Source organism: Thermosulfurimonas sp., assembly GCF_015491435.1.
GTDB lineage: Bacteria > Desulfobacterota > Thermodesulfobacteria > Thermodesulfobacteriales > Thermodesulfobacteriaceae > Thermosulfurimonas_A.
Map to the genome: position 1 here is coordinate 1 of NZ_WFVX01000048.1, position 17,636 is coordinate 17,636.

Consider the following 17,636-nt stretch of genomic DNA (forward strand, 5'->3'; position numbering starts at 1 on the left):
TATAAGAGACAGCCCGTTATCCCTATTCCACCCTTACTTACGCTCTGCCCCAGGCCCCTCGTTTCCGCCGGGTGGGAAGACTTCCTCAGATAGTCGCCCATCTGGAAATAGGGGACCTCAACGGAGACGGAAAACCCGAGGTGGTTTATCTTACCCCCAAGGCCCTTTACATCACCGAATATAAGGGAAGATTGCTGGCCCGGTATCAATTTCGGGGCTTCGGTCAGGTCCTGACCTTCTCCCTGGGTCCCTCCGGATGGATCGCCCTGGACATCTATCAGAAGGGACGGGGAATGGTGAGCGAGCTCCTGCGCTTCGACGGTCGAAACATCGTCCCGGAAATTCGGCCCATCAACCTCATCCTGGCCTTTATGGATTTCAACGGAGACGGCATCAACGACACCCTGGTGGGACAGACCTTTTCTCAAGAGGATTTCTTCGGCTCCGAGGTGTATATCCTGGGAAGAAAGGGTCGGAAAATAATCTATCGGAAGAAACTGGTGGTTCCGGCCGGCTTTCGTTTGATCGGAAGCACCTTTGCGGATCTCGACGGAGACGGTTATCTGGAGACCATCTTCATCAACCGCGGACATAAGCTGGAGGTCTATCGTTACACCCAGAAACTCTGGACCTCTCCCCGGAAGGTCGGGGGGAGCCTTTACGGGATCCAGGTACGCGTAGGCCCCTACAAGCAAACCTACACGCAGACCATCCCTGCGGAGGTAAATTTCCTGGTTCGCGATCTGAACGGGGACGGGCGCAAGGAGGTCCTCCTGGTTTCCAATCACAGTGCCCATCACGACCTCCTTCCGGGCATACCGGCCTATACCGCCGGAGAGGTCATGGTCCTGCGGTACTCCGCGGCTGGCTTTGAGCTCCTTCCCTTTTCAGGACAATTCGAAGCCCCGGTACAGGGACTGGGCATCTTAGGCTCCGAACTCCTGGTAGCCCTTACCCGGGGCAACCCCTTCACTCAGGAGGGAGAATCTTACCTGGTGGCCATGCCCCTGGTATCTCCGGGGCACTTCAGAGCTTACGGGCCCCGGGGTGGCGGGCCAGCCATTCCCTGAGAAAGGCCTCGGTAAGAGCGGAAACTCTTTCCTGGTACTCCTCCGTGGATATCCGGGCCCCTTTAAGCCCGCCCCGGAGGTTTATTTCCATAAGATACGGCCCACCCTCTTCCGTATAAACCATGTCCAGATGGGCGTAGGGGAACCGCCCGCGAGCCATCACCCGGAGACAGAACTCGCGTTCCTCCCGGGAAAGATCATAGGGCCTGCTCCTCCCGCCAAAATAAAGATTATGTCTGAAGCTATAGGGGTGTTCCCGAAGATAAGCCTCCTGATAATCCCCGAGAATAATCACCCGAATATCCTGAACCCTGGAAAACCGGGGCTGTAGCACAAAAGGATAATGCAGAGGAGGAAGACCGGCATGATTGAATACCTCTTCCACATTACGCCAAAGATGAATCCCCAGACCACAATTAGCCCGGTCCTCTTTGGTAATCACCTCCTCTATCCCCAGCTCGGCATAGAGGGAAAGGGCCCGAATAAGGTCGTGACGATCCCTTATCACCAGGGTGGCCGGGGGCATGAACTCCCTCAGTACGATGGCCTGAAGGGTCTTGGATCGGGATAAGGCCTGGGCCAGAAGGGAAGGATAGGCCTCTACCCCCCGGCTGGAAAGATCCAGCAAGATCCCTTCTTCGCCGGGCTTAAGACTTATCCGGCCCAGGATGAGATCTCCGTTTCGAAGCTCCTGATACCGTTCGCGGAAAACGCGATTGGAGGTAATAACCCAGGGAGGGCGCATTACAGACGATCGCGAAGATGACTCAGATCCGCCTGGCACCTCCCGCAGTAAAACTTCACCACCCCGGTAATCTCCATATTCTCTTCCATGGGCACAAAAGTTCCGTCTTCATTTTGCAGGAAATGCACCACCACGTAGGCATTCTCGGCCACTTCAAAGAATTCCTCGTCATTACCGCAATAGGGACATACCAGCTTTTCGCGCACCATCACCGTGACCGGCTTCCGGGCCACGATCCGGTGCCGACGTTCCGGACGACCGGCGTTCTTGGTCATCTTCGGTGCCTCCCTATCGTTCATAATATCCCACAAAAGAAGCCTTATCCAAGAGGTGTCCGGCTACCGCCCGTTCCACCTCCTTGAAAGCAGGTCTTTCCGAGATCGAAAGCTTTTCCACATCCAGGGCGTAAAGGATGAAATGGTAGGGATGAGCCCCGGTACCCGGCGGAGGCTGGGGACCACCGTACCCTCTGAAACCATAGGAATTGATGAGTTCCTGGGCCCCCGAAGGCATGGCCCGCCCCGAGGCCCCTTCGGGTAGTTCTTGCACCGAGGGTGGAATATTGATCACCACCCAGTGCATCCAGTTTCGGGCTATCGGATGGGTATCCACACAGATCAGGACCAGGGAACGCGTCCCTGCCGGGATACCCTCCCACCGAAGGGGCGGAGAAATATTTTCTCCCCCGGCCGCTGGCATTACATACTTACGGGGAATTTTACCCCCATCCGGAATTTCCGGAGACCAGAGTCGCATGGCTACCCCCCTAGAAGAGATAATGATTCCCCCTATCAACAAAAATAAGGGAAACCACCTATGTCTCATACTTCAATGATAAGTCGGATGAGGAAAATCTACAAGGGGAATCTAACGGGGGTGTCCGGATTTAACCCGTTCAGCCAGCGCGATCCGTGTAAGAGCCCGTTGAAGGGCCGCCCGGGCCCGCGCCTCGGCCATACGATCTCCTTTGGCCTGAGCCTCCTGCAGGCGCTTTTCGGCCCGTTCCTTGGCCCTTAAAGCCCTTTCCACATCGATCTCATAAGCCCTTTCCGCAGTTTCCACCAGAAAGGAAACCTTCTTCCCGGTAACCTCGCAGAAGCCGCCTCCCAGGGCAATCCATTCCTCTTTATCTCCCACTCGATAATGAAGGGGACCTATCTTGATCCCCGCTACCATGGGGGCGTGGCCGGCCATAACCCCGAACTCCCCGGCCACGCCCGGGGCGGTCACAATATCCACCTCTTCACTGACCAGTAACCTCTCCGGAGTGACTATCTCCAGCAGAATCCGCGCCATCCTTAGCCTCCCGCCGCAAGCTGCTTGGCCTTTTCTACCGCTTCTTCTATGCTACCCACCATATAGAAGGCCTGCTCAGGCAGATCATCGTGTTTACCTTCCAGGATCTCTTTAAAGCCCCGAATGGTATCCTCCAGTTTCACATAACGACCCGGAGTCCCGGTAAACTGCTCGGCCACATGGAAGGGCTGGGAAAGGAAACGCTGGATTCGACGGGCCCGGGCCACAATGATCTTGTCTTCCTCGGAAAGCTCGTCCATACCCAGAATGGCAATGATATCCTGCAGATCCTTATACCGCTGCAGCACCTGCTGCACCTGACGGGCCACCTGATAGTGCTCTTCCCCCAGCACGTTGGGATCCAGGATTCGGGACTGAGAATCCAGGGGATCCACCGCCGGATAAATACCCAGCTCGGCAATCTGCCGGGAGAGCACCACCGTTCCATCCAGGTGAGCAAAGGTGGTAGCCGGTGCCGGGTCCGTCAGGTCGTCGGCCGGAACATACACACACTGCACCGAGGTAATGGACCCCTTGGTGGTAGAGGTAATCCGCTCCTGGAGGGCTCCCAGGTCCGTGGCCAGAGTGGGCTGATAACCCACCGCCGAGGGAATCCGTCCCAGAAGGGCCGAAACCTCCGAACCGGCCTGAGTAAAGCGGAAGATATTGTCAATAAAGAGCAGCACGTCCTGACCTTCCTCATCCCGGAAATACTCAGCCACGGTCACCCCGGTAAGACCCACCCGGGCTCGCGCTCCCGGAGGCTCGTTCATCTGCCCGTAAACCAGGGCCGCCTTGTCGATAACCCCGGAATGCTTCATCTCCAGGTAAAGGTCGTTCCCCTCACGGGTCCGCTCCCCCACCCCGCAGAACACGGAAATTCCACCGTGCTCCATGGCGATGTTATGAATCATCTCCATCATGACCACGGTCTTTCCCACTCCGGCCCCTCCGAAGGTGCCCATCTTACCTCCCCGGGGGAAGGGAATGAGCAGGTCAAAGACTTTAATTCCGGTCTCCAGGACCTTAATGGTCACATCCTGTTCCGTAAGGGCCGGAGCCGGACGGTGAATGGGATAATATTTTTCCGAAACCAGTGGACCGGCCTCGTCCACCGGGTCTCCCACCACGTTCATGATCCGCCCCAGAGTGGGCTTTCCTACCGGTACCTTAATGGGGGCTCCGGTAGCTACTACCTCCTGCCCCCTGTAGAGACCATCCGTGGTGTCCATGGCAATGGTACGAACCACGTTATCTCCCAGCTGCTGAGCCACCTCCAGCACCAGGTTCCACGGACGATCATCGATGGCCGGATTGGTTACCCGCAGGGCCTCCAGAATGCTGGGGAGATACTCCGCCGAAAACTCCACATCCACCACCGGACCCATAACCTGAACGATCCTGCCCACCGCCTTGACTTCTATCTTCTGCCCCCCGACCTCTATCACCTTTTCCGCCATATCCCTCACTCCTCCTTAAGTATTTTCAATTTTAGTTTAACCCTTCAGGGCCTCCGCACCACCCACAATGTCCATAAGTTCTTTGGTGATGGAGGCCTGTCTGGTCTTGTTAAAAAGCAGGGTAAGGTCTCGCACCATGTCTCCACAGGCCCGATTGGCATTATCCATGGCCGTCATCCGCGCCGCCTGCTCACTCACCGCCGTCTCCAGCATGGCCGCATATATCCGGGTATTTATATACATGGGAAGAATCTGATCGAACAACTCCTCCGGCGAGGGCTCATAAATAGGGGCTCCCTTAAAAGCCTTCTCCTCCGCTCCGCCCTCCTGTTCCACACTAATGGGCAGCAACTTTTCCCGCTTGGGGATCTGACGCACCACATTGATAAAGTATCCATAGATTACCCAGGCCTCGTCGATCTCCTCCTCCAGAAAGGCCCGCATGGTGCGCCGGGCTATAGAACGGGCATCCTGCATGAGCACACGCCCCATCACATCCGGATACCCCTCCAGGATCTCGGCCCGGGTCCGGAAATACTGAAAACCTTTCTTCCCCACACAGATAAATTTAACCTTCTGCCCCTGCGCACTTCGCTCGGCCTGGAACTTCTCCGCTTCCTTAATCAGGTTGGTATTGAAGGCTCCGCACAATCCCCGATCCGCCGTAACCAGCACCAGCCCTACCGTCTTGACCTCCCGCTCCTGCATCAGAGGGAACTGCGAGGGAAGTACCGCTCCGCTGGCCACCAGCTCCTGGATCACCTCCCGGAACTTCTCTCCATAGGGCCGAAACTGTTCCAGCCGCATCTGGGCACCGCGGAGCTTAGCCGCGGCCACCATGTTCATGGCCCGGGTAATCTGGCCAATCTTTTTAATCGCTTCTATCTTTCGACGGATATCCCTCAAGTTAGGCATCGCTCAACCCCTCTACGGTACCGGCACCGGCTCGATATTGTAATTCTTCTTAAACTCCTCGTTAAACTCCTTCATGGCCGCATGCATCTTCTCTTCCAGTTCCGGGCTTATCTCCTGCTTTTCCTTAATTTCCTTATAAATTTCCGGATACCGCGACTCTATAAACTGATAGAGTTCCCGTTCATAGTCCGCCAGCACCTCCAGAGGCATCTCATCCAGATACCCCCGGGTACCGGCAAAGAGGATGCAAACCTGCTTCTCCACCGGAAGAGGCTGATACTGAGGCTGCTTAAGGATCTCCGTAAGCCGCGCTCCTCGATGCAGAACCCGCTGCGTGGCCCGATCCAGTTCGGAACCAAACTGCGCAAAGGCCGCCAGCTCACGATACTGAGCCAGCTCCAGCCGCAACCTTCCGGCCACCTGCTTCATGGCCTTGATCTGGGCGGCACCCCCCACCCGGGAAACCGAAAGACCCACGTTAATAGCCGGCCGAATACCGGCAAAGAAGAGTCCGGGCTCTAGATATACCTGACCGTCAGTAATAGAAATCACATTGGTGGGAATATAGGCCGAAACGTCACCCTGCAGGGTCTCAATAATGGGAAGCGCCGTAAGCGACCCGCCACCGTGATCCTCGTTGAGCTTGGCTGCCCTCTCCAGAAGCCGGGAGTGATTGTAAAAGATATCTCCGGGATACGCCTCACGCCCCGGAGGACGCCGCAGGAGCAGGGAAACCTCACGATAGGCATTGGCCTGCTTGGAGAGGTCGTCGTAAATGATCAACGCGTGCCGGCCACTGTCCCGGAAATACTCGCCCATGGCGCAACCGGCATAGGGAGCGATGTACTGAAGCGTGGCCGGATCCGAAGCGCAGGCCACCACCACCGTGGTATATTCCATGGCCCCGTATTTGCGCAGGGTCTCCACTATCTGGGCCACGGTGGATTTTTTCTGCCCTATGGCCACATAGATGCAGTAAATATCGCTTTCTTTCTGAGCCAGAATGGCATCCACACAGATGGCCGTCTTTCCGGTCTGGCGGTCTCCAATGATCAGCTCACGCTGCCCCCGACCAATAGGGGTCATGGCATCGATGGCCTTGAGCCCGGTGTACATGGGCTCATGCACCGGCTTCCGGGCAATGATACCGGGAGCCTTCACCTCGATACGGCGGAACTCCTTGGCCTCAATGGGCCCCTTACCATCCAGAGGACGCCCCAGAGGATCCACCACCCGACCGATCACCGCCTCACCCACCGGCACCTCGGCGATACGACCGGTGCGCTTGGCTATGTCTCCCTCTTTGATCTTGGTGGCGTCTCCCATGATGGGCACGCCCACATTGTCGAACTCCAGGTTCAGAGCAATCCCCATCTCTCCGCCGGGGAACTCGATGAGCTCCATGGCCTGACAGTTCCTCAAACCGTACACCCGGGCCACTCCGTCTCCCACGGAGATCACCACGCCCATCTCGTTCAGATCAACCTTCTTCTCGTATTCCTCAATCCTCTTTTTAATCAGATCACTAATTTCCTCGGCTCTAATTCCCTGCTGCATATCAGGCCACCTCTCCCTTTATTATGGATTCTTTAAAGGCCATAAGCTGGGTCCGGACGCTTCCGTCCAGGACCAGATCGCCTATCCTCACCACCACCCCCCCGATAAGATCGGGGTCCTCCTGAATCAGGAGTTTTACCTCCTTACCCGTAAACTTCTTCAGGGCCTCGGCCAGGACGTTCCTATCCTCCTCTTCCAGAGGATAGGCCGCCCGCACCTGGACCCGCGCAATCCCCAATTCTTCATCCATCAATTCCTCGTAAGCCTCAATGATCCCCTTGATATACTGGATTCGCTTCTTCTCCACCAGAAGACGGAGAAAACGGGCTACCTCCTCCTCCAGGGAAAGCCCTTTACTTATATCTTCCACTATCTCCAGCTTGAGATCCGGCGGATAAATAGGACTTTCCAGAGCTTCCAACACCTCCGGGGAAGCAGCTAAAAACTGCCCCACCCGTTTGAGCTCTTCCCCGTATTCCTTGATCTTCCCCTCTTCCTTGGCCGCCGCAAACAAACCCCGAGCGTACTTTTGAGCTATGATCGTCCTAATCAATGGACCACCCTCTCCGTTTTTTCGATTTTTTCTACAAACTCACGGAAAAGTCTTTTCTGATCTTCCGGGGTAATATTTTTACGTAAAATCTCCTCCGCCATCCGCACCGCCAGCTCCGCCACCTCCCTCTGCAACTCCTGCCGCGCCCGGGCCATCTCCTGCTGAATATAGAGCTCGGCCTGCTGCTTCAGACGCTCGGCGTTCTTACGCGCCTCCTCAATAATACGCTGGGCTTCCTGTTCGCCCTGCTGCCGAAAGGCCTCCAGAAGACGCTGCGCCTCAGCCTCAAGCCCCCGAAGCTTCTCCTGCAACTCGGCATATCGTTGCTCCGCCTCCTGCTTCTTAGCCATAAGATCCTGATATTCGTTGAGAATGGCCTCCCGACGGGAACGAAACATATTAACTATGGGCTCCCGGCCAAACTTGTAAAGGATGGCCACCAGAAGGAGAAAATTGACCAGCCACCAGATAAAGTTCTTGATCTGCTCGCGGGTAACCATGGGGTGCTGTTCCGCACCGTGCCCTGCGGCCTCGTGCAGAACCTTCTCCGCCGCCATTACCCCCTTGGCCCCCCACCAGGAAATACCACCGGACCACCCCGTTACCATTACCAGAGTCAGAACCAGCAGTAAGCCAAACCACCACTTTTTCATAACGCCCTCCCCAGAATCTTTTCCGCCATGGCCCGCGAAAAGACCTCCACCTGAGCGGAGAGGGCCTTCCGGGCACTCTCGATCTGAGCTCGAATCTCGGAGAGTACCTTTTCCTTGTAAGCCTCGGCTTCCCGGGAAGCCGCCTCCAGGATCTTCTTTTCCTCTTCCCGGGCTTTAGCCTTCAGGGCCTCGCGCTCGGCCGCAGCCCGGCTGCGAGCCTCGGCCAGCCCCTGCTCGTAAGCCTTAAGGCTTTCCTCCGCCCGCGCCAGCAATTCCTGGGTCTCGGCCTGAAGCCCCTCAAAACGCCTTTTCCTTTCCTCCAGCGTACGCATCACCGGCCGAATAAGGACCGCATTGAGAATAAAGGTGAAGATCAATGCCTCAACGATGGTCGCCCATAAAGTAATATCAAAATTGAGCATGGCCTCTCCTGCCTCCCCAACTTTTACAAACCAAATTCGCTTTTAGCTCAAACCGCAGATTATGTCAAGCTATATTTAGGCCCGGAAATCGGAATTATAGAAAATTTACAAAAAAGAAAAGCGCCTTCTCAGCACCGAGGCAATTATTCCTAGCATAATCATGTTCACCAGGACGGAAGATCCTCCGTAACTCAAGAAGGGCAAAGGCAGACTGGCGGTGGGAAGGATACGCAAGACCCCTCCCAGGTTGATAAAGACCTGCCAGAAGAGGGCCACGCTGCAGCCAAAAGCCAGAAATCGCCCCTGGAGATCCCGGGCCAGATAGGCCGCCCGGAGGCCGTAAAAAACCAGAAGACCGTAAAGAACCACCACTATGGAGCTTCCTACAAAGCCCCATTCCTCGGCCCATACCGCAAAGGCCAGATCGGTATGCTTGGCCGGAAGATAATGGAGACGGGAGGAGAGCCCTCGCCGAAAACCCTGGCCCCAGAGCCCCCCCGAACCTACGGCGATCAGGGCCTGGCGGGTCTGATAAGACCAGCGTTTCTGGGTTTTTCCAGGCTGAAGGAAGGCCAGAAGTCGGGCCTTCTGATAGGGCTTAAGGTGGCTCCATAAAGGGGGACCTACCAGAAAGCCCACTATAGCCCCGGCCACTAAAAGCCCCACCCATAACCTGCGGGAAAGACCCGCCAGAAAAACAACGTTTTCCGCCACCAGTAGGACCAGGAAGGCCTGGTCGAGATCGGTTACGGCAATCAGAACCACCGGAAGAAGCACCAGAAGATTGGCCCCCAGAAAGAGCGGCCAGCTAAGATAGGGCCTTTCCTGCTGGGAAAACAAATAAGCCAGAAGCATGATCAGCACCGGCTTGGCCATCTCCGAAGGCTGAAAGCTTACCGGCCCCAAAACCAGCCATCTCTTCCCCCAGAGGGCCATAAGGACCAACACCGCCACCAATCCCAGGTATAGGCCCAATACCCAGTGGGTAGTCAGATATCGGCGATAATCCAGATAAGAAAGCCCCGCAAAGACCAGCAAACCCACCCCCATAAAAAGGGCCTGACGTTTCAGGTAATAGCTCCCCCCGGCACTCCATTGATTGAGAAGCCCCCCCACCAGAAGAAGGGTCAGAACCAGAAACAGGGGCCATTCCGAAAGCCAGATCTTGATCCTCATGGTTTTCCTTCCCCGAAATACATGCGTAATATTTTCCCGGCTAAGGGTGCCGCCACCTCCCCTCCGTGCCCTCCATGTTCCACAAAAACCCCTACCACCACCTGGGGATCCTCTGCCGGAGCAAAAGACACAAACCAGGCATGGTCTCTTTCCTGATAGGGAATCTCCCCAGTCTCATGTTCCTTCTTCTTACGCACCACCTGGGCGGTACCGGTCTTTCCCGCTACCACTATTCCCTTTAAGCGAGCCGCCCTTCCGGTTCCGTGTTTTCCGTTGACCGCTTCGATCAACCCCTCCTTGACCCAGCGCAGATGGATACCTTTTACCGGAAGTTCTCCCTCCTTCCGGGGACGAGAGATCTGGACCTCCTTCCCGGAGGGATCGGCTATCTCCTCCACCACATAGGGTCTCCAGAGTGTGCCCCCGTTCCCGAGAGCAGCATAGAATTTGACCAGCTGCATCAGATTAACCTCCAGCGGCCCCTGACCTATGGCCACAAGGAGGGTTTCGCCTTTCTGCCATCTCTTCCCCTGAACCCGGCGTTTCCAGGCTCGGTCCGGGACCAGTCCGGGTTTTTCCCCCGGGATTCCCAGACCGGAAAGGTGCCCAAAACCGCATTGCCGGGCGAAGCGGGCCAGATAATCGATATCCAGACGCGTTCCCAGGGTATAAAAATATACGTCACAGGATTGAGCCAGGGCCTGAACCAACGAGACCTTACCGTGTCCCCATCTTCGCCAGCAACGAAAAACCTGTCGCCCCAAGCGATAATACCCCGGGCAATAAATCTCTTCTCCCGGGGTCACCACTCCGGCCTCCAGGGCGGCCAGAAGGGTCACCGGCTTAAAGGTCGAACCGGGCTGATAGGCCTGAAGGGCCTTGTTTAACAGGGGTTTATAGGGATTCCGGTTGAGTTCCTCCCAGGCCCGATGCGTAAAACCCCGCACAAATTCCTGAGGATCCGGCGAGGGGGCACTCACCAGGGAAAGCACCTCCCCGTTGCGGGGGTCCATCACTACCACCGCTCCGGAACGCCCTTTAAGGAGTCGGTATATCTCCCGCTGCCAGTAAGCATCCAGGGTAAGAAAGAGATCGCGCCCGGGTCGGGGAGGGACCTCGCGAATAATCCTCACTATGCGTCCGAAGGCATCCCTTTCCACCTCCCTCATCCCCTTCTGGCCCCGCAATATCTCCTCGTACGCCTTCTCCAGACCCCTGCGGCCCACAAAATCCTCCGGGCCGTAACCCTTATCCTGTAGGACTCGCAGGTCCCTCCGGGAGACCCGGGATACGTACCCCAGGGGGTAGAAAAAGGCCGGCCCAAAGGGATAGAAACGCGCCGGACGGGCCTCCACCCTTACCCCCGGCAGATAATAGGATCGGGCCTCGATCCTGGCCACCGTGGCCCAGTCCAGCCCCTGACGTAAAAGGACTTCCCCGTAAGATTGCCTCTTTTTCAGAAGGTATTTCGTCTTGAGGGCGGATAAATTTTCTCCCAGAATCCGGGCCAGGACCCCCAGGACCTGATCTTCGTGCCCTTTTAAGTAATAGGGATCCAGATAAAGGTTGAAAGTGGGTCGGTCCCCGGCCAGAAGGACCCCGCGACGATCAAAGATCCGTCCCCGGGGAGCCGGGATCAGGACCCGGGCAAAGGTTCGCTTAACCGCCAGCCGCATAAAATAGGAGTGCCGCAGGATCTGCAGGTAGAACAGTTTCACCAAGACAATAAAAAACAGGAATAAAAACCCGTACCCCCAAAAGATGAGCCTCCTCTCGTATATTTCTTCCGTATTTTTAGAAACCATCCCCGGAGACCCGACCCCAGTATCCCTCCTCCGCTTTACGGCGTCTTTTCCAGAGGAGAAAGAACATCATCTCCGCCCCGGTAAGAAAATTATAGAGGAGAAAAGGGACCCCCCAGGAGGGGAAAAAATTCCTCTCCCACAAATAGGGAAACAGCACCAGGAGCATCCAATTAAAAAGAACCAGGCTGGAGCAGGCATAAACCGCAAGAGCACCCAGGGAGGAGAGATCCAGATTCTTTATTAATAATTCCTGCCATATACCAACCACAAAAGCCGAGACAAGACCCGCCAGGGATCCGGCTCCCCGGAAATATCCCTCCACCATACCCAGCACAAAGAGAAGAAACCAGCGATACCTCCTGGTACCTTCCACCGCCAGGGCAAACCCCAGAGCTAGAAAGATATTTCCCCAGAAATGTCGGGTGAGGCTCTGCCAGAAGACCTGCAAACCCAGGACCAGCAGGAGCAGAACTCCGGTTCTTATCATGGTTGAAATTCCCTGGGCACGAGCAGGACCATAACGTAGCGCAGCCTCTGTACCTCCACCAGCGGGGTCACCCGGATGATCTGAAAGAATCCCTGCCTCTTCTGGGGCAGGATCTTCTGGATCCGTCCCACCCTTATACCCGGAGGGTAAAGGGCATCCAGTCCGGAGGTTACCAGAAGATCCCCTTCTCTGAGATCCGCCCCGTAGGGTACATAATCCAGAAGGAGGGGCCTTCCCAGGCCCTGGCCTTTAAGGATGCCCCGTTCCTGGGAACGAAGGTCATATACCTCCACCGCGGCCTCAGGGCTCACCAGGGGCAGCACCTTGGCGTAATGATCCGCTACCTCCACCACCTGCCCCACCAGTCCGCCCTCTTCCCTATCCGCTACACTGACCACCGGCATCTCCGGGGCCAGACCATCCCGCTTTCCACGGTCGATAATCAGATAGCCCTCGAAGACATTCAGGGGGTTATAGATTACCCTGGCCAGAACCCTGGGGTAGCGGGGGAAAAGCTTCTTCTCCTCGAAGGTCTGAAGATCGGCGCATATCCGGGCCTTTTCCTGTAACCGAACCACCAAACTCCGGAGTCTCTGATTTTCTTCTCGCAGATCCCTGTTTTCCTCTTTCAATCTCACCAGATACACATAATGTTCAAAACCCTGGCGGATGTAATCCCCGCTCCAGGAGGCCACCTTCAGGACCGGACCGGCCAGGGTCAGGATGATACGAGGAGGAGTAAGATCAAAGAGAAGGGCCAGTAACACCAGCACCGCTGCGCTGATCACACCGGCGATCAGATAAAGGAATCTTTCCCGGAAGTGCGTCACATCAAGAAGAGAACATTATTTCTCGCAGGACATCTATATTCTCCAGGGCCTTACCGCATCCTAACACCACCGAACACAGGGGATCCTCGGCCACCATTACCGGAAGGCCTGTCTCCTCACGGATCAGTTTGTCGAGATTTTTGAGAAGGGCCCCGCCCCCGGTAAGGATGATCCCCCGATCCACAATATCCGCGGAAAGCTCGGGGGGGGTCTGTTCCAGGGCCTCCTTGATGGCCTGAAGGATGACCTGCACCGGTTCCTCAATGGCCTCTCGCACCTCCTCGGCGGTAAGGGTAATGGTCTTGGGCACCCCGCTCACCAGATCCCTTCCTTTTATTTCCAGCGTCTCATAGGGGGGTTCGGGGAGTACGTTTCCGATCTTGATCTTTATCTGTTCCGCGGTGTATTCCCCGATCAGAAGATTGTATTTACGCTTCACGTACTGCATGATGGCCTCGTCGAAACGGTCTCCGGCCACCCGCACGGAGTTGCTATAGACCACTCCGGCCAGGGAGATCACCGCCACCTCGGTGGTTCCCCCACCGATATCCACCACCATATTAGCGGTGGGTTCGGTGATGGGGAGTCCGGCCCCTATGGCCGCAGCCATAGGTTCCTCAATGAGATATACCTCTCTGGCCCCTGCACTCTCCGCACTTTCTCTAACCGCCCTCCGTTCTACCTGCGTGGTGCGGGAGGGGACACTGATGACTATCCGCGGCCGCACCAGAAACCGACGATTGTGAATCTTCTGGATAAAATACCGGAGCATGGCCTCGGCCACCTCAAAATCCGCGATAACCCCCTCTTTAAGGGGCCTTATGGCCTGGACATTCCCCGGGGTCCTCCCCAGCATGCGTTTGGCTTCCTCTCCCACGGCGAGCACGCGTTTATAACGTCCGTCTTCTTTTACCGCCACCACCGAGGGTTCACGCAAAACAATACCCTTTCCCTTTACATAGATGAGGGTATTGGCTGTCCCCAGGTCTATGGCCATGTCCATGGAAAAGACACCGAAAAGAGACTTCATCATTCCTCACCACCGACCGATTATTCTTTTGGCTCTCCGGGGTCTTTCCTAAAGACCCCGAAATAGCGTTTTATTTTTAACATACCCTGAGACCTCTGTAAAAGGTGCGCTTGCCTTATTTCCGTGGCGGGGTATGTTGATAATATGTTTCGTCAGCCTGCGGTAGCCGGACAGTTCTATTCCGACGATCCCGAGGTCCTGCGGGCGGAATTATCCCGTCTGATCAAAAAGTCGCCGGACCCCATAGAGGCCAAAATGGTGGTGGCTCCCCATGCCGGATATATGTATTCCGGGTGGGTAGCGGGGGAAGTCTATGGTCGGATTCGTCCTCCGGAGGTGGCGGTGGTCCTGGGTCCCAATCACACCGGTCTGGGGGCCTCGGCAGCCATCGTTTCTTACGGAGCCTTTCTCACCCCTCTGGGAGAGGTGCCCATCGAAAGCACCCTGGCCGAAAAAATCCTGGAAGAGGCCCCCATCCTGCGCGAGGATCATCTGGCCCACCTTTACGAGCATTCTCTGGAGGTCCAGCTTCCCTTTCTCCAGTATCTCCAGCCGGAGATAAGTCTGGTCCCCGTTTGTCTGGGGCGGCTTTCGGTGGAGGAGATAGAAGATCTGGGAGAGGGTCTGGGAAGGGCCATAGCCGGGTATCCGTCCCGGGTGCTCCTTGTGGCCAGCACCGACTTCAGCCACTATGTTCCTCATGAAATAGCCCAGAGAAAGGATCAACGGGCCATCGAGCGAATTCTCGCCCTGGATCCCTTGGGGCTGCTGGAGGTGGTGGTGAGAGAGGACATCAGTATGTGCGGGGTTATCCCCACCGCGGTGGCTCTCACAGCGGCTCGTCTTCTAGGGGCCTCCAGGGCCGAACTCGTACGCTATGCCACCTCGGGTGAAGTTTCCGGAGATTACGCGCGGGTGGTAGGCTACGCCGGGATCCTGATCTGGTGAAGGGCCATGAGCGCGGTAAAGACCCGTTTTCCCCCCAGTCCCACCGGACACCTCCATCTGGGAGGTGCCCGCACCGCCCTTTTTAACTGGCTTTTTGCCCGGCACCACCAGGGAAGTTTCGTCCTGCGTTTCGAAGATACCGATCGGGAAAGATCCCGCCAGGAATACGTGGATTCCATTCGGGAGGCCCTGGAATGGCTGGGTCTGGAATGGGACGAGGGACCCTATTTCCAGTCCGAAAGACTGGATCTTTATCGGGAATACGCTCACAAACTCTACCAGTCCGGCCATGCCTATTACTGTGAATGTCCACCGGAGGAACTGGAGCGCAAACGCAAGGAGGCCCTGGCCTCGGGACGCAAACCCGGGTATGACGGAACCTGCCGGGAGAAGGATCTGGGGCCGGGGCCCGGAAGGGTTCTGCGTTTACGCGTACCCCGCCCCGGGGTCACCGTGGTGGAGGATCTCATCCGCGGAGCGGTCTCCTTTGACCATTCGGAGATCGACGACTTCATTCTCCTGCGAAGCGACGGTAGCCCCACTTACCATCTGGCCGTGGTGGTGGACGACCTTACCATGGGAATTACCCACGTAATCCGGGGAGACGACCATCTCTCCAATACCCCCAAGCAACTTCTCCTTTATCGGGCGCTCGAAGCCTCTCCCCCTTTCTTCGCCCATGTGCCCATGATCCTGGGGCCGGATGGGGCCCGACTTTCCAAGCGCCACGGGGCCCGCTCCGTACTGGAATATCGGGAAGAGGGCTATCTACCCCAGGCCCTGCGAAATTATCTGGTGCGTCTGGGCTGGTCGTGGGGGGATCAGGAAATATTCACCCTGGAGGAGATGATCGAAAAATTCGATCTTTCCAGGATAAACAAGGCGGCGGCCCGTTTTGATCCCGAAAAACTGCTGGCTGTGAATGCCTACTGGCTGCGAGCCACTCCCACCCCCAAACTGGCCGAGGAGGTCCTGCCCTTCCTCCGGAAGCTGGGCCTTCCGGTGCCGGAGGACCGTCGATATCTTGAGGAGGCCCTAGAGACCGTAAAACCCCGGGCCCGCACCCTCCTTGAAGCCGCCGAGATGCTGAGGTTCTATCTGGTGGAGGAGATAGATTACGATCCCGAAGCCGCGCGAAAATTCCTTACTCCGGATATCGCCCCGGTGCTCGAACGTTTACTGGAAGAGCTCTCCAGGGTAGAATTTAAGGATGAACCTTTAGAAAGACTCTTCCGGGGCCTGGCCGAGGAAACGGGCTTAAAGCTTAAGAAGATTGCCCAGCCCGTAAGGGTAGCCCTCACGGGCAAGACCGTAAGCCCGGGGCTATTTGAGATTATGCGCATCCTGGGACGCGAGCGGGTTTTACGCAGGCTCCGAAGGGCCCTTGAATTCATACGTACGAGGTAGGCATGGGTGAATTGGTTCTTCTGGGTTTGATCATCGGCTTCTGGGTGATTCTCAACCACATCATCCTTCCGCGACTGGGGATTCCCACCTGAAGTTCGGTCAACCAATGCTCGCTGGATCAGCGGGCCCGCAAGAAAAAGGCACGCAAGAGAAAATAGCCGAATTCTTTGCTGTCTCCCCTCCTGGACTGGAGGGACTCCTGGAAGAAGAATTCAGGTCCCTGGGGCTTCCCTTCCGGAGAGAGGAGGGCGGACTTTCTTTTACCGGGACCTGGCGGGAGATGGCCCGGGTCAATCTCTGGTCCCGGGTGGCCAGCCGTGTCCTTATGCGCTGGGCCCGCTTCCGGACGGACAGTTTTCCAGAGCTTGAACGGCGTACCCGGGCCCTTCCCTGGGAAAGATATCTGCCTCCGGACTGGGAAATACGCTTTCGGGTAACCTCCTACCGTTCACGTCTCTACCATGAGGGGGCCATCCGGGAACGTCTGGAAAGGGTGGTACGGAAACGTCTGGGACGCGAAGATCTTACCGGCTCCAAGGGAAAAATAGTGGTAGTGGTGAGGCTGGTGAAGGACGTCTGCACCATAAGCATAGACACCTCGGGGGGAGATCTTTTTCGAAGGGGCTACAAGGTAGCTCCGGGTCCGGCGGCTCTGCGCGAGAATCTGGCTGCGGCCCTGGTCCTTTCCTCCGGATGGAGGCCCGGCCAGCCCCTTCTTGACCCTTTTTGCGGCACCGGGACCATTCCGGCCGAGGCCGCCATGATCGCCGCCAATCGGGCTCCGGGAATCCTCAGGCGTTTCCCCTTTGAGGACTGGCCGGACTTTGATCCTGGACTTTGGGAAGAACTCCGGGAGGAGGCCCGAAAAAAAGAAAGACCTGCCCCGGATCGCCCGTTTATTTTTGCCGCTGACGCCTCGGCGAAAAGCCTGGCCGCTACCCGGGAGAACCTGAAAGCCGCAGGAGTCAAAGACTGGGTACAGATCTTCCGCGCCAGCTTCAAGGACTTAAGGCCCCCAGCGAGACCTCCCGGCCATATCGTAACTGACCCTCCTTACGGGAAACGCCTCTCTTCCAGAGCTCTCTTCCCAACCTATCGTCTTTTAGGAGAAGCTTTTCGGGAACGATTCCGCGGCTGGCACCTTACTCTCATCTTTCCCGAAACCGGGATCAGAAGGCTTTCGGCCCTTTCCGGCCTTCGCTTTAAGAGGCTCCTTTCCACCGAACACGGAGGCTTCCGTTGCGCCTTCCTTAAAGCTTTATAACTCCCGGAGGACCTTCCA

19 protein-coding genes are annotated in these 17,636 nt (G+C 56.7%); 4 read left to right on the forward strand and 15 right to left on the reverse strand.

Annotation, left to right across the window (positions count from 1 at the left end; translation table 11 throughout):
• The first annotated feature begins 71 nt into the window (after nucleotides 1-71).
• Complete coding sequence (locus F8J34_RS02095) at nucleotides 72-1,070, forward strand: VCBS repeat-containing protein (protein WP_297056067.1); 999 nt, start codon at nucleotides 72-74, stop codon at nucleotides 1,068-1,070.
• Here the strand turns inward: F8J34_RS02095 and F8J34_RS02100 are convergent.
• From F8J34_RS02100 to F8J34_RS02170, 15 genes are all read right to left on the reverse strand, one after another.
• Nucleotides 1,027-1,815 (reverse strand): hypothetical protein, encoded by a 789-nt coding sequence (locus F8J34_RS02100; protein WP_297056068.1) that lies wholly within the window; start codon nucleotides 1,813-1,815, stop codon nucleotides 1,027-1,029. The two genes, F8J34_RS02095 and F8J34_RS02100, sit on opposite strands and share 44 nt — an antisense overlap.
• Nucleotides 1,815-2,090 carry a hypothetical protein gene (locus F8J34_RS02105; protein ID WP_297056069.1) on the reverse strand — a complete coding sequence of 92 codons (276 nt, stop codon included), beginning with the start codon at nucleotides 2,088-2,090 and terminating at the stop codon, nucleotides 1,815-1,817. The genes F8J34_RS02100 and F8J34_RS02105 overlap by 1 nt, the downstream gene beginning before the upstream one ends.
• 13 nt (nucleotides 2,091-2,103) lie before the next feature.
• Nucleotides 2,104-2,571, reverse strand: coding sequence for a YbhB/YbcL family Raf kinase inhibitor-like protein (locus F8J34_RS02110; protein ID WP_297056070.1), 468 nt, complete (start codon nucleotides 2,569-2,571; stop codon nucleotides 2,104-2,106).
• A 111-nt stretch (nucleotides 2,572-2,682) separates the two neighbouring features.
• Entirely contained in the window at nucleotides 2,683-3,111 is a 429-nt protein-coding gene (locus F8J34_RS02115; protein WP_297056071.1) for a F0F1 ATP synthase subunit epsilon, read from the reverse strand.
• Between the two features lie 2 nt (nucleotides 3,112-3,113).
• Nucleotides 3,114-4,571, reverse strand: coding sequence for a F0F1 ATP synthase subunit beta (atpD, locus tag F8J34_RS02120; RefSeq protein ID WP_297056072.1), 1,458 nt, complete (start codon nucleotides 4,569-4,571; stop codon nucleotides 3,114-3,116).
• A 36-nt stretch (nucleotides 4,572-4,607) separates the two neighbouring features.
• Complete coding sequence (gene atpG, locus F8J34_RS02125; RefSeq protein ID WP_297056074.1) at nucleotides 4,608-5,486, reverse strand: ATP synthase F1 subunit gamma; 879 nt, start codon at nucleotides 5,484-5,486, stop codon at nucleotides 4,608-4,610.
• Between the two features lie 12 nt (nucleotides 5,487-5,498).
• Nucleotides 5,499-7,043 (reverse strand): F0F1 ATP synthase subunit alpha, encoded by a 1,545-nt coding sequence (atpA, locus tag F8J34_RS02130; RefSeq protein WP_297056076.1) that lies wholly within the window; start codon nucleotides 7,041-7,043, stop codon nucleotides 5,499-5,501.
• Between the two features lies 1 nt (nucleotide 7,044).
• Nucleotides 7,045-7,596 (reverse strand): ATP synthase F1 subunit delta, encoded by a 552-nt coding sequence (atpH, locus tag F8J34_RS02135; RefSeq protein WP_297056078.1) that lies wholly within the window; start codon nucleotides 7,594-7,596, stop codon nucleotides 7,045-7,047.
• On the reverse strand, nucleotides 7,593-8,249 hold the full coding sequence (gene atpF / locus F8J34_RS02140) for a F0F1 ATP synthase subunit B (RefSeq protein ID WP_297056080.1): 657 nt from the start codon (nucleotides 8,247-8,249) through the stop codon (nucleotides 7,593-7,595). Before atpF ends, atpH begins: the two co-directional genes overlap by 4 nt.
• Nucleotides 8,246-8,671 (reverse strand): hypothetical protein, encoded by a 426-nt coding sequence (locus tag F8J34_RS02145; protein WP_297056082.1) that lies wholly within the window; start codon nucleotides 8,669-8,671, stop codon nucleotides 8,246-8,248. The genes atpF and F8J34_RS02145 overlap by 4 nt, the downstream gene beginning before the upstream one ends.
• Before the next feature lie 105 nt (nucleotides 8,672-8,776).
• Nucleotides 8,777-9,847, reverse strand: a complete 1,071-nt coding sequence (locus tag F8J34_RS02150) for an FtsW/RodA/SpoVE family cell cycle protein (RefSeq protein ID WP_297056084.1) — start codon at nucleotides 9,845-9,847, stop codon at nucleotides 8,777-8,779.
• Nucleotides 9,844-11,652 carry a penicillin-binding protein 2 gene (mrdA, locus tag F8J34_RS02155; RefSeq protein WP_297056086.1) on the reverse strand — a complete coding sequence of 603 codons (1,809 nt, stop codon included), beginning with the start codon at nucleotides 11,650-11,652 and terminating at the stop codon, nucleotides 9,844-9,846. Before mrdA ends, F8J34_RS02150 begins: the two co-directional genes overlap by 4 nt.
• Nucleotides 11,642-12,139 (reverse strand): hypothetical protein, encoded by a 498-nt coding sequence (locus tag F8J34_RS02160; protein ID WP_297056088.1) that lies wholly within the window; start codon nucleotides 12,137-12,139, stop codon nucleotides 11,642-11,644. The genes mrdA and F8J34_RS02160 overlap by 11 nt, the downstream gene beginning before the upstream one ends.
• Complete coding sequence (gene mreC, locus F8J34_RS02165; RefSeq protein WP_297056090.1) at nucleotides 12,136-12,969, reverse strand: rod shape-determining protein MreC; 834 nt, start codon at nucleotides 12,967-12,969, stop codon at nucleotides 12,136-12,138. Before mreC ends, F8J34_RS02160 begins: the two co-directional genes overlap by 4 nt.
• 1 nt (nucleotide 12,970) lies before the next feature.
• Nucleotides 12,971-14,002: a rod shape-determining protein gene (locus F8J34_RS02170; protein ID WP_297056092.1), complete on the reverse strand. Its 1,032-nt coding sequence runs from the start codon at nucleotides 14,000-14,002 to the stop codon at nucleotides 12,971-12,973.
• A 141-nt stretch (nucleotides 14,003-14,143) separates the two neighbouring features.
• Here F8J34_RS02170 and amrB point away from each other — a divergent pair, with 141 nt between their 5' ends.
• From amrB to F8J34_RS02185, 3 genes are all read left to right on the forward strand, one after another.
• Nucleotides 14,144-14,947 carry an AmmeMemoRadiSam system protein B gene (gene amrB / locus F8J34_RS02175; RefSeq protein WP_297056093.1) on the forward strand — a complete coding sequence of 268 codons (804 nt, stop codon included), beginning with the start codon at nucleotides 14,144-14,146 and terminating at the stop codon, nucleotides 14,945-14,947.
• 6 nt (nucleotides 14,948-14,953) lie between these two features.
• Nucleotides 14,954-16,354 (forward strand): glutamate--tRNA ligase, encoded by a 1,401-nt coding sequence (gene gltX / locus F8J34_RS02180; RefSeq protein ID WP_297056095.1) that lies wholly within the window; start codon nucleotides 14,954-14,956, stop codon nucleotides 16,352-16,354.
• Between the two features lie 106 nt (nucleotides 16,355-16,460).
• Nucleotides 16,461-17,618, forward strand: coding sequence for a class I SAM-dependent RNA methyltransferase (locus F8J34_RS02185; RefSeq protein WP_297056097.1), 1,158 nt, complete (start codon nucleotides 16,461-16,463; stop codon nucleotides 17,616-17,618).
• The last annotated feature ends 18 nt before the right edge of the window (nucleotides 17,619-17,636 follow it).

Excerpts from the sequence above, each read along its gene's own strand:
- F8J34_RS02100 (WP_297056068.1), bottom strand. The coding sequence starts at position 1,815 with ATGCGCCCTCCCTGGGTTATTACCTCCAATCGCGTTTTCCGCGAACGG.
- F8J34_RS02105 (WP_297056069.1), bottom strand. The coding sequence starts at position 2,090 with ATGACCAAGAACGCCGGTCGTCCGGAACGTCGGCACCGGATCGTGGCC.
- F8J34_RS02110 (WP_297056070.1), bottom strand. The coding sequence starts at position 2,571 with ATGCGACTCTGGTCTCCGGAAATTCCGGATGGGGGTAAAATTCCCCGT.
- F8J34_RS02115 (WP_297056071.1), bottom strand. The coding sequence starts at position 3,111 with ATGGCGCGGATTCTGCTGGAGATAGTCACTCCGGAGAGGTTACTGGTC.
- atpD (WP_297056072.1), bottom strand. The coding sequence starts at position 4,571 with ATGGCGGAAAAGGTGATAGAGGTCGGGGGGCAGAAGATAGAAGTCAAG.
- atpG (WP_297056074.1), bottom strand. The coding sequence starts at position 5,486 with ATGCCTAACTTGAGGGATATCCGTCGAAAGATAGAAGCGATTAAAAAG.
- atpA (WP_297056076.1), bottom strand. The coding sequence starts at position 7,043 with ATGCAGCAGGGAATTAGAGCCGAGGAAATTAGTGATCTGATTAAAAAG.
- atpF (WP_297056080.1), bottom strand. The coding sequence starts at position 8,249 with ATGAAAAAGTGGTGGTTTGGCTTACTGCTGGTTCTGACTCTGGTAATG.
- F8J34_RS02145 (WP_297056082.1), bottom strand. The coding sequence starts at position 8,671 with ATGCTCAATTTTGATATTACTTTATGGGCGACCATCGTTGAGGCATTG.
- F8J34_RS02150 (WP_297056084.1), bottom strand. The coding sequence starts at position 9,847 with ATGAGGATCAAGATCTGGCTTTCGGAATGGCCCCTGTTTCTGGTTCTG.
- mrdA (WP_297056086.1), bottom strand. The coding sequence starts at position 11,652 with ATGGTTTCTAAAAATACGGAAGAAATATACGAGAGGAGGCTCATCTTT.
- F8J34_RS02160 (WP_297056088.1), bottom strand. The coding sequence starts at position 12,139 with ATGATAAGAACCGGAGTTCTGCTCCTGCTGGTCCTGGGTTTGCAGGTC.
- F8J34_RS02170 (WP_297056092.1), bottom strand. The coding sequence starts at position 14,002 with ATGATGAAGTCTCTTTTCGGTGTCTTTTCCATGGACATGGCCATAGAC.
- amrB (WP_297056093.1), top strand. The coding sequence starts at position 14,144 with ATGTTTCGTCAGCCTGCGGTAGCCGGACAGTTCTATTCCGACGATCCC.
- gltX (WP_297056095.1), top strand. The coding sequence starts at position 14,954 with ATGAGCGCGGTAAAGACCCGTTTTCCCCCCAGTCCCACCGGACACCTC.
- F8J34_RS02185 (WP_297056097.1), top strand. The coding sequence starts at position 16,461 with ATGCTCGCTGGATCAGCGGGCCCGCAAGAAAAAGGCACGCAAGAGAAA.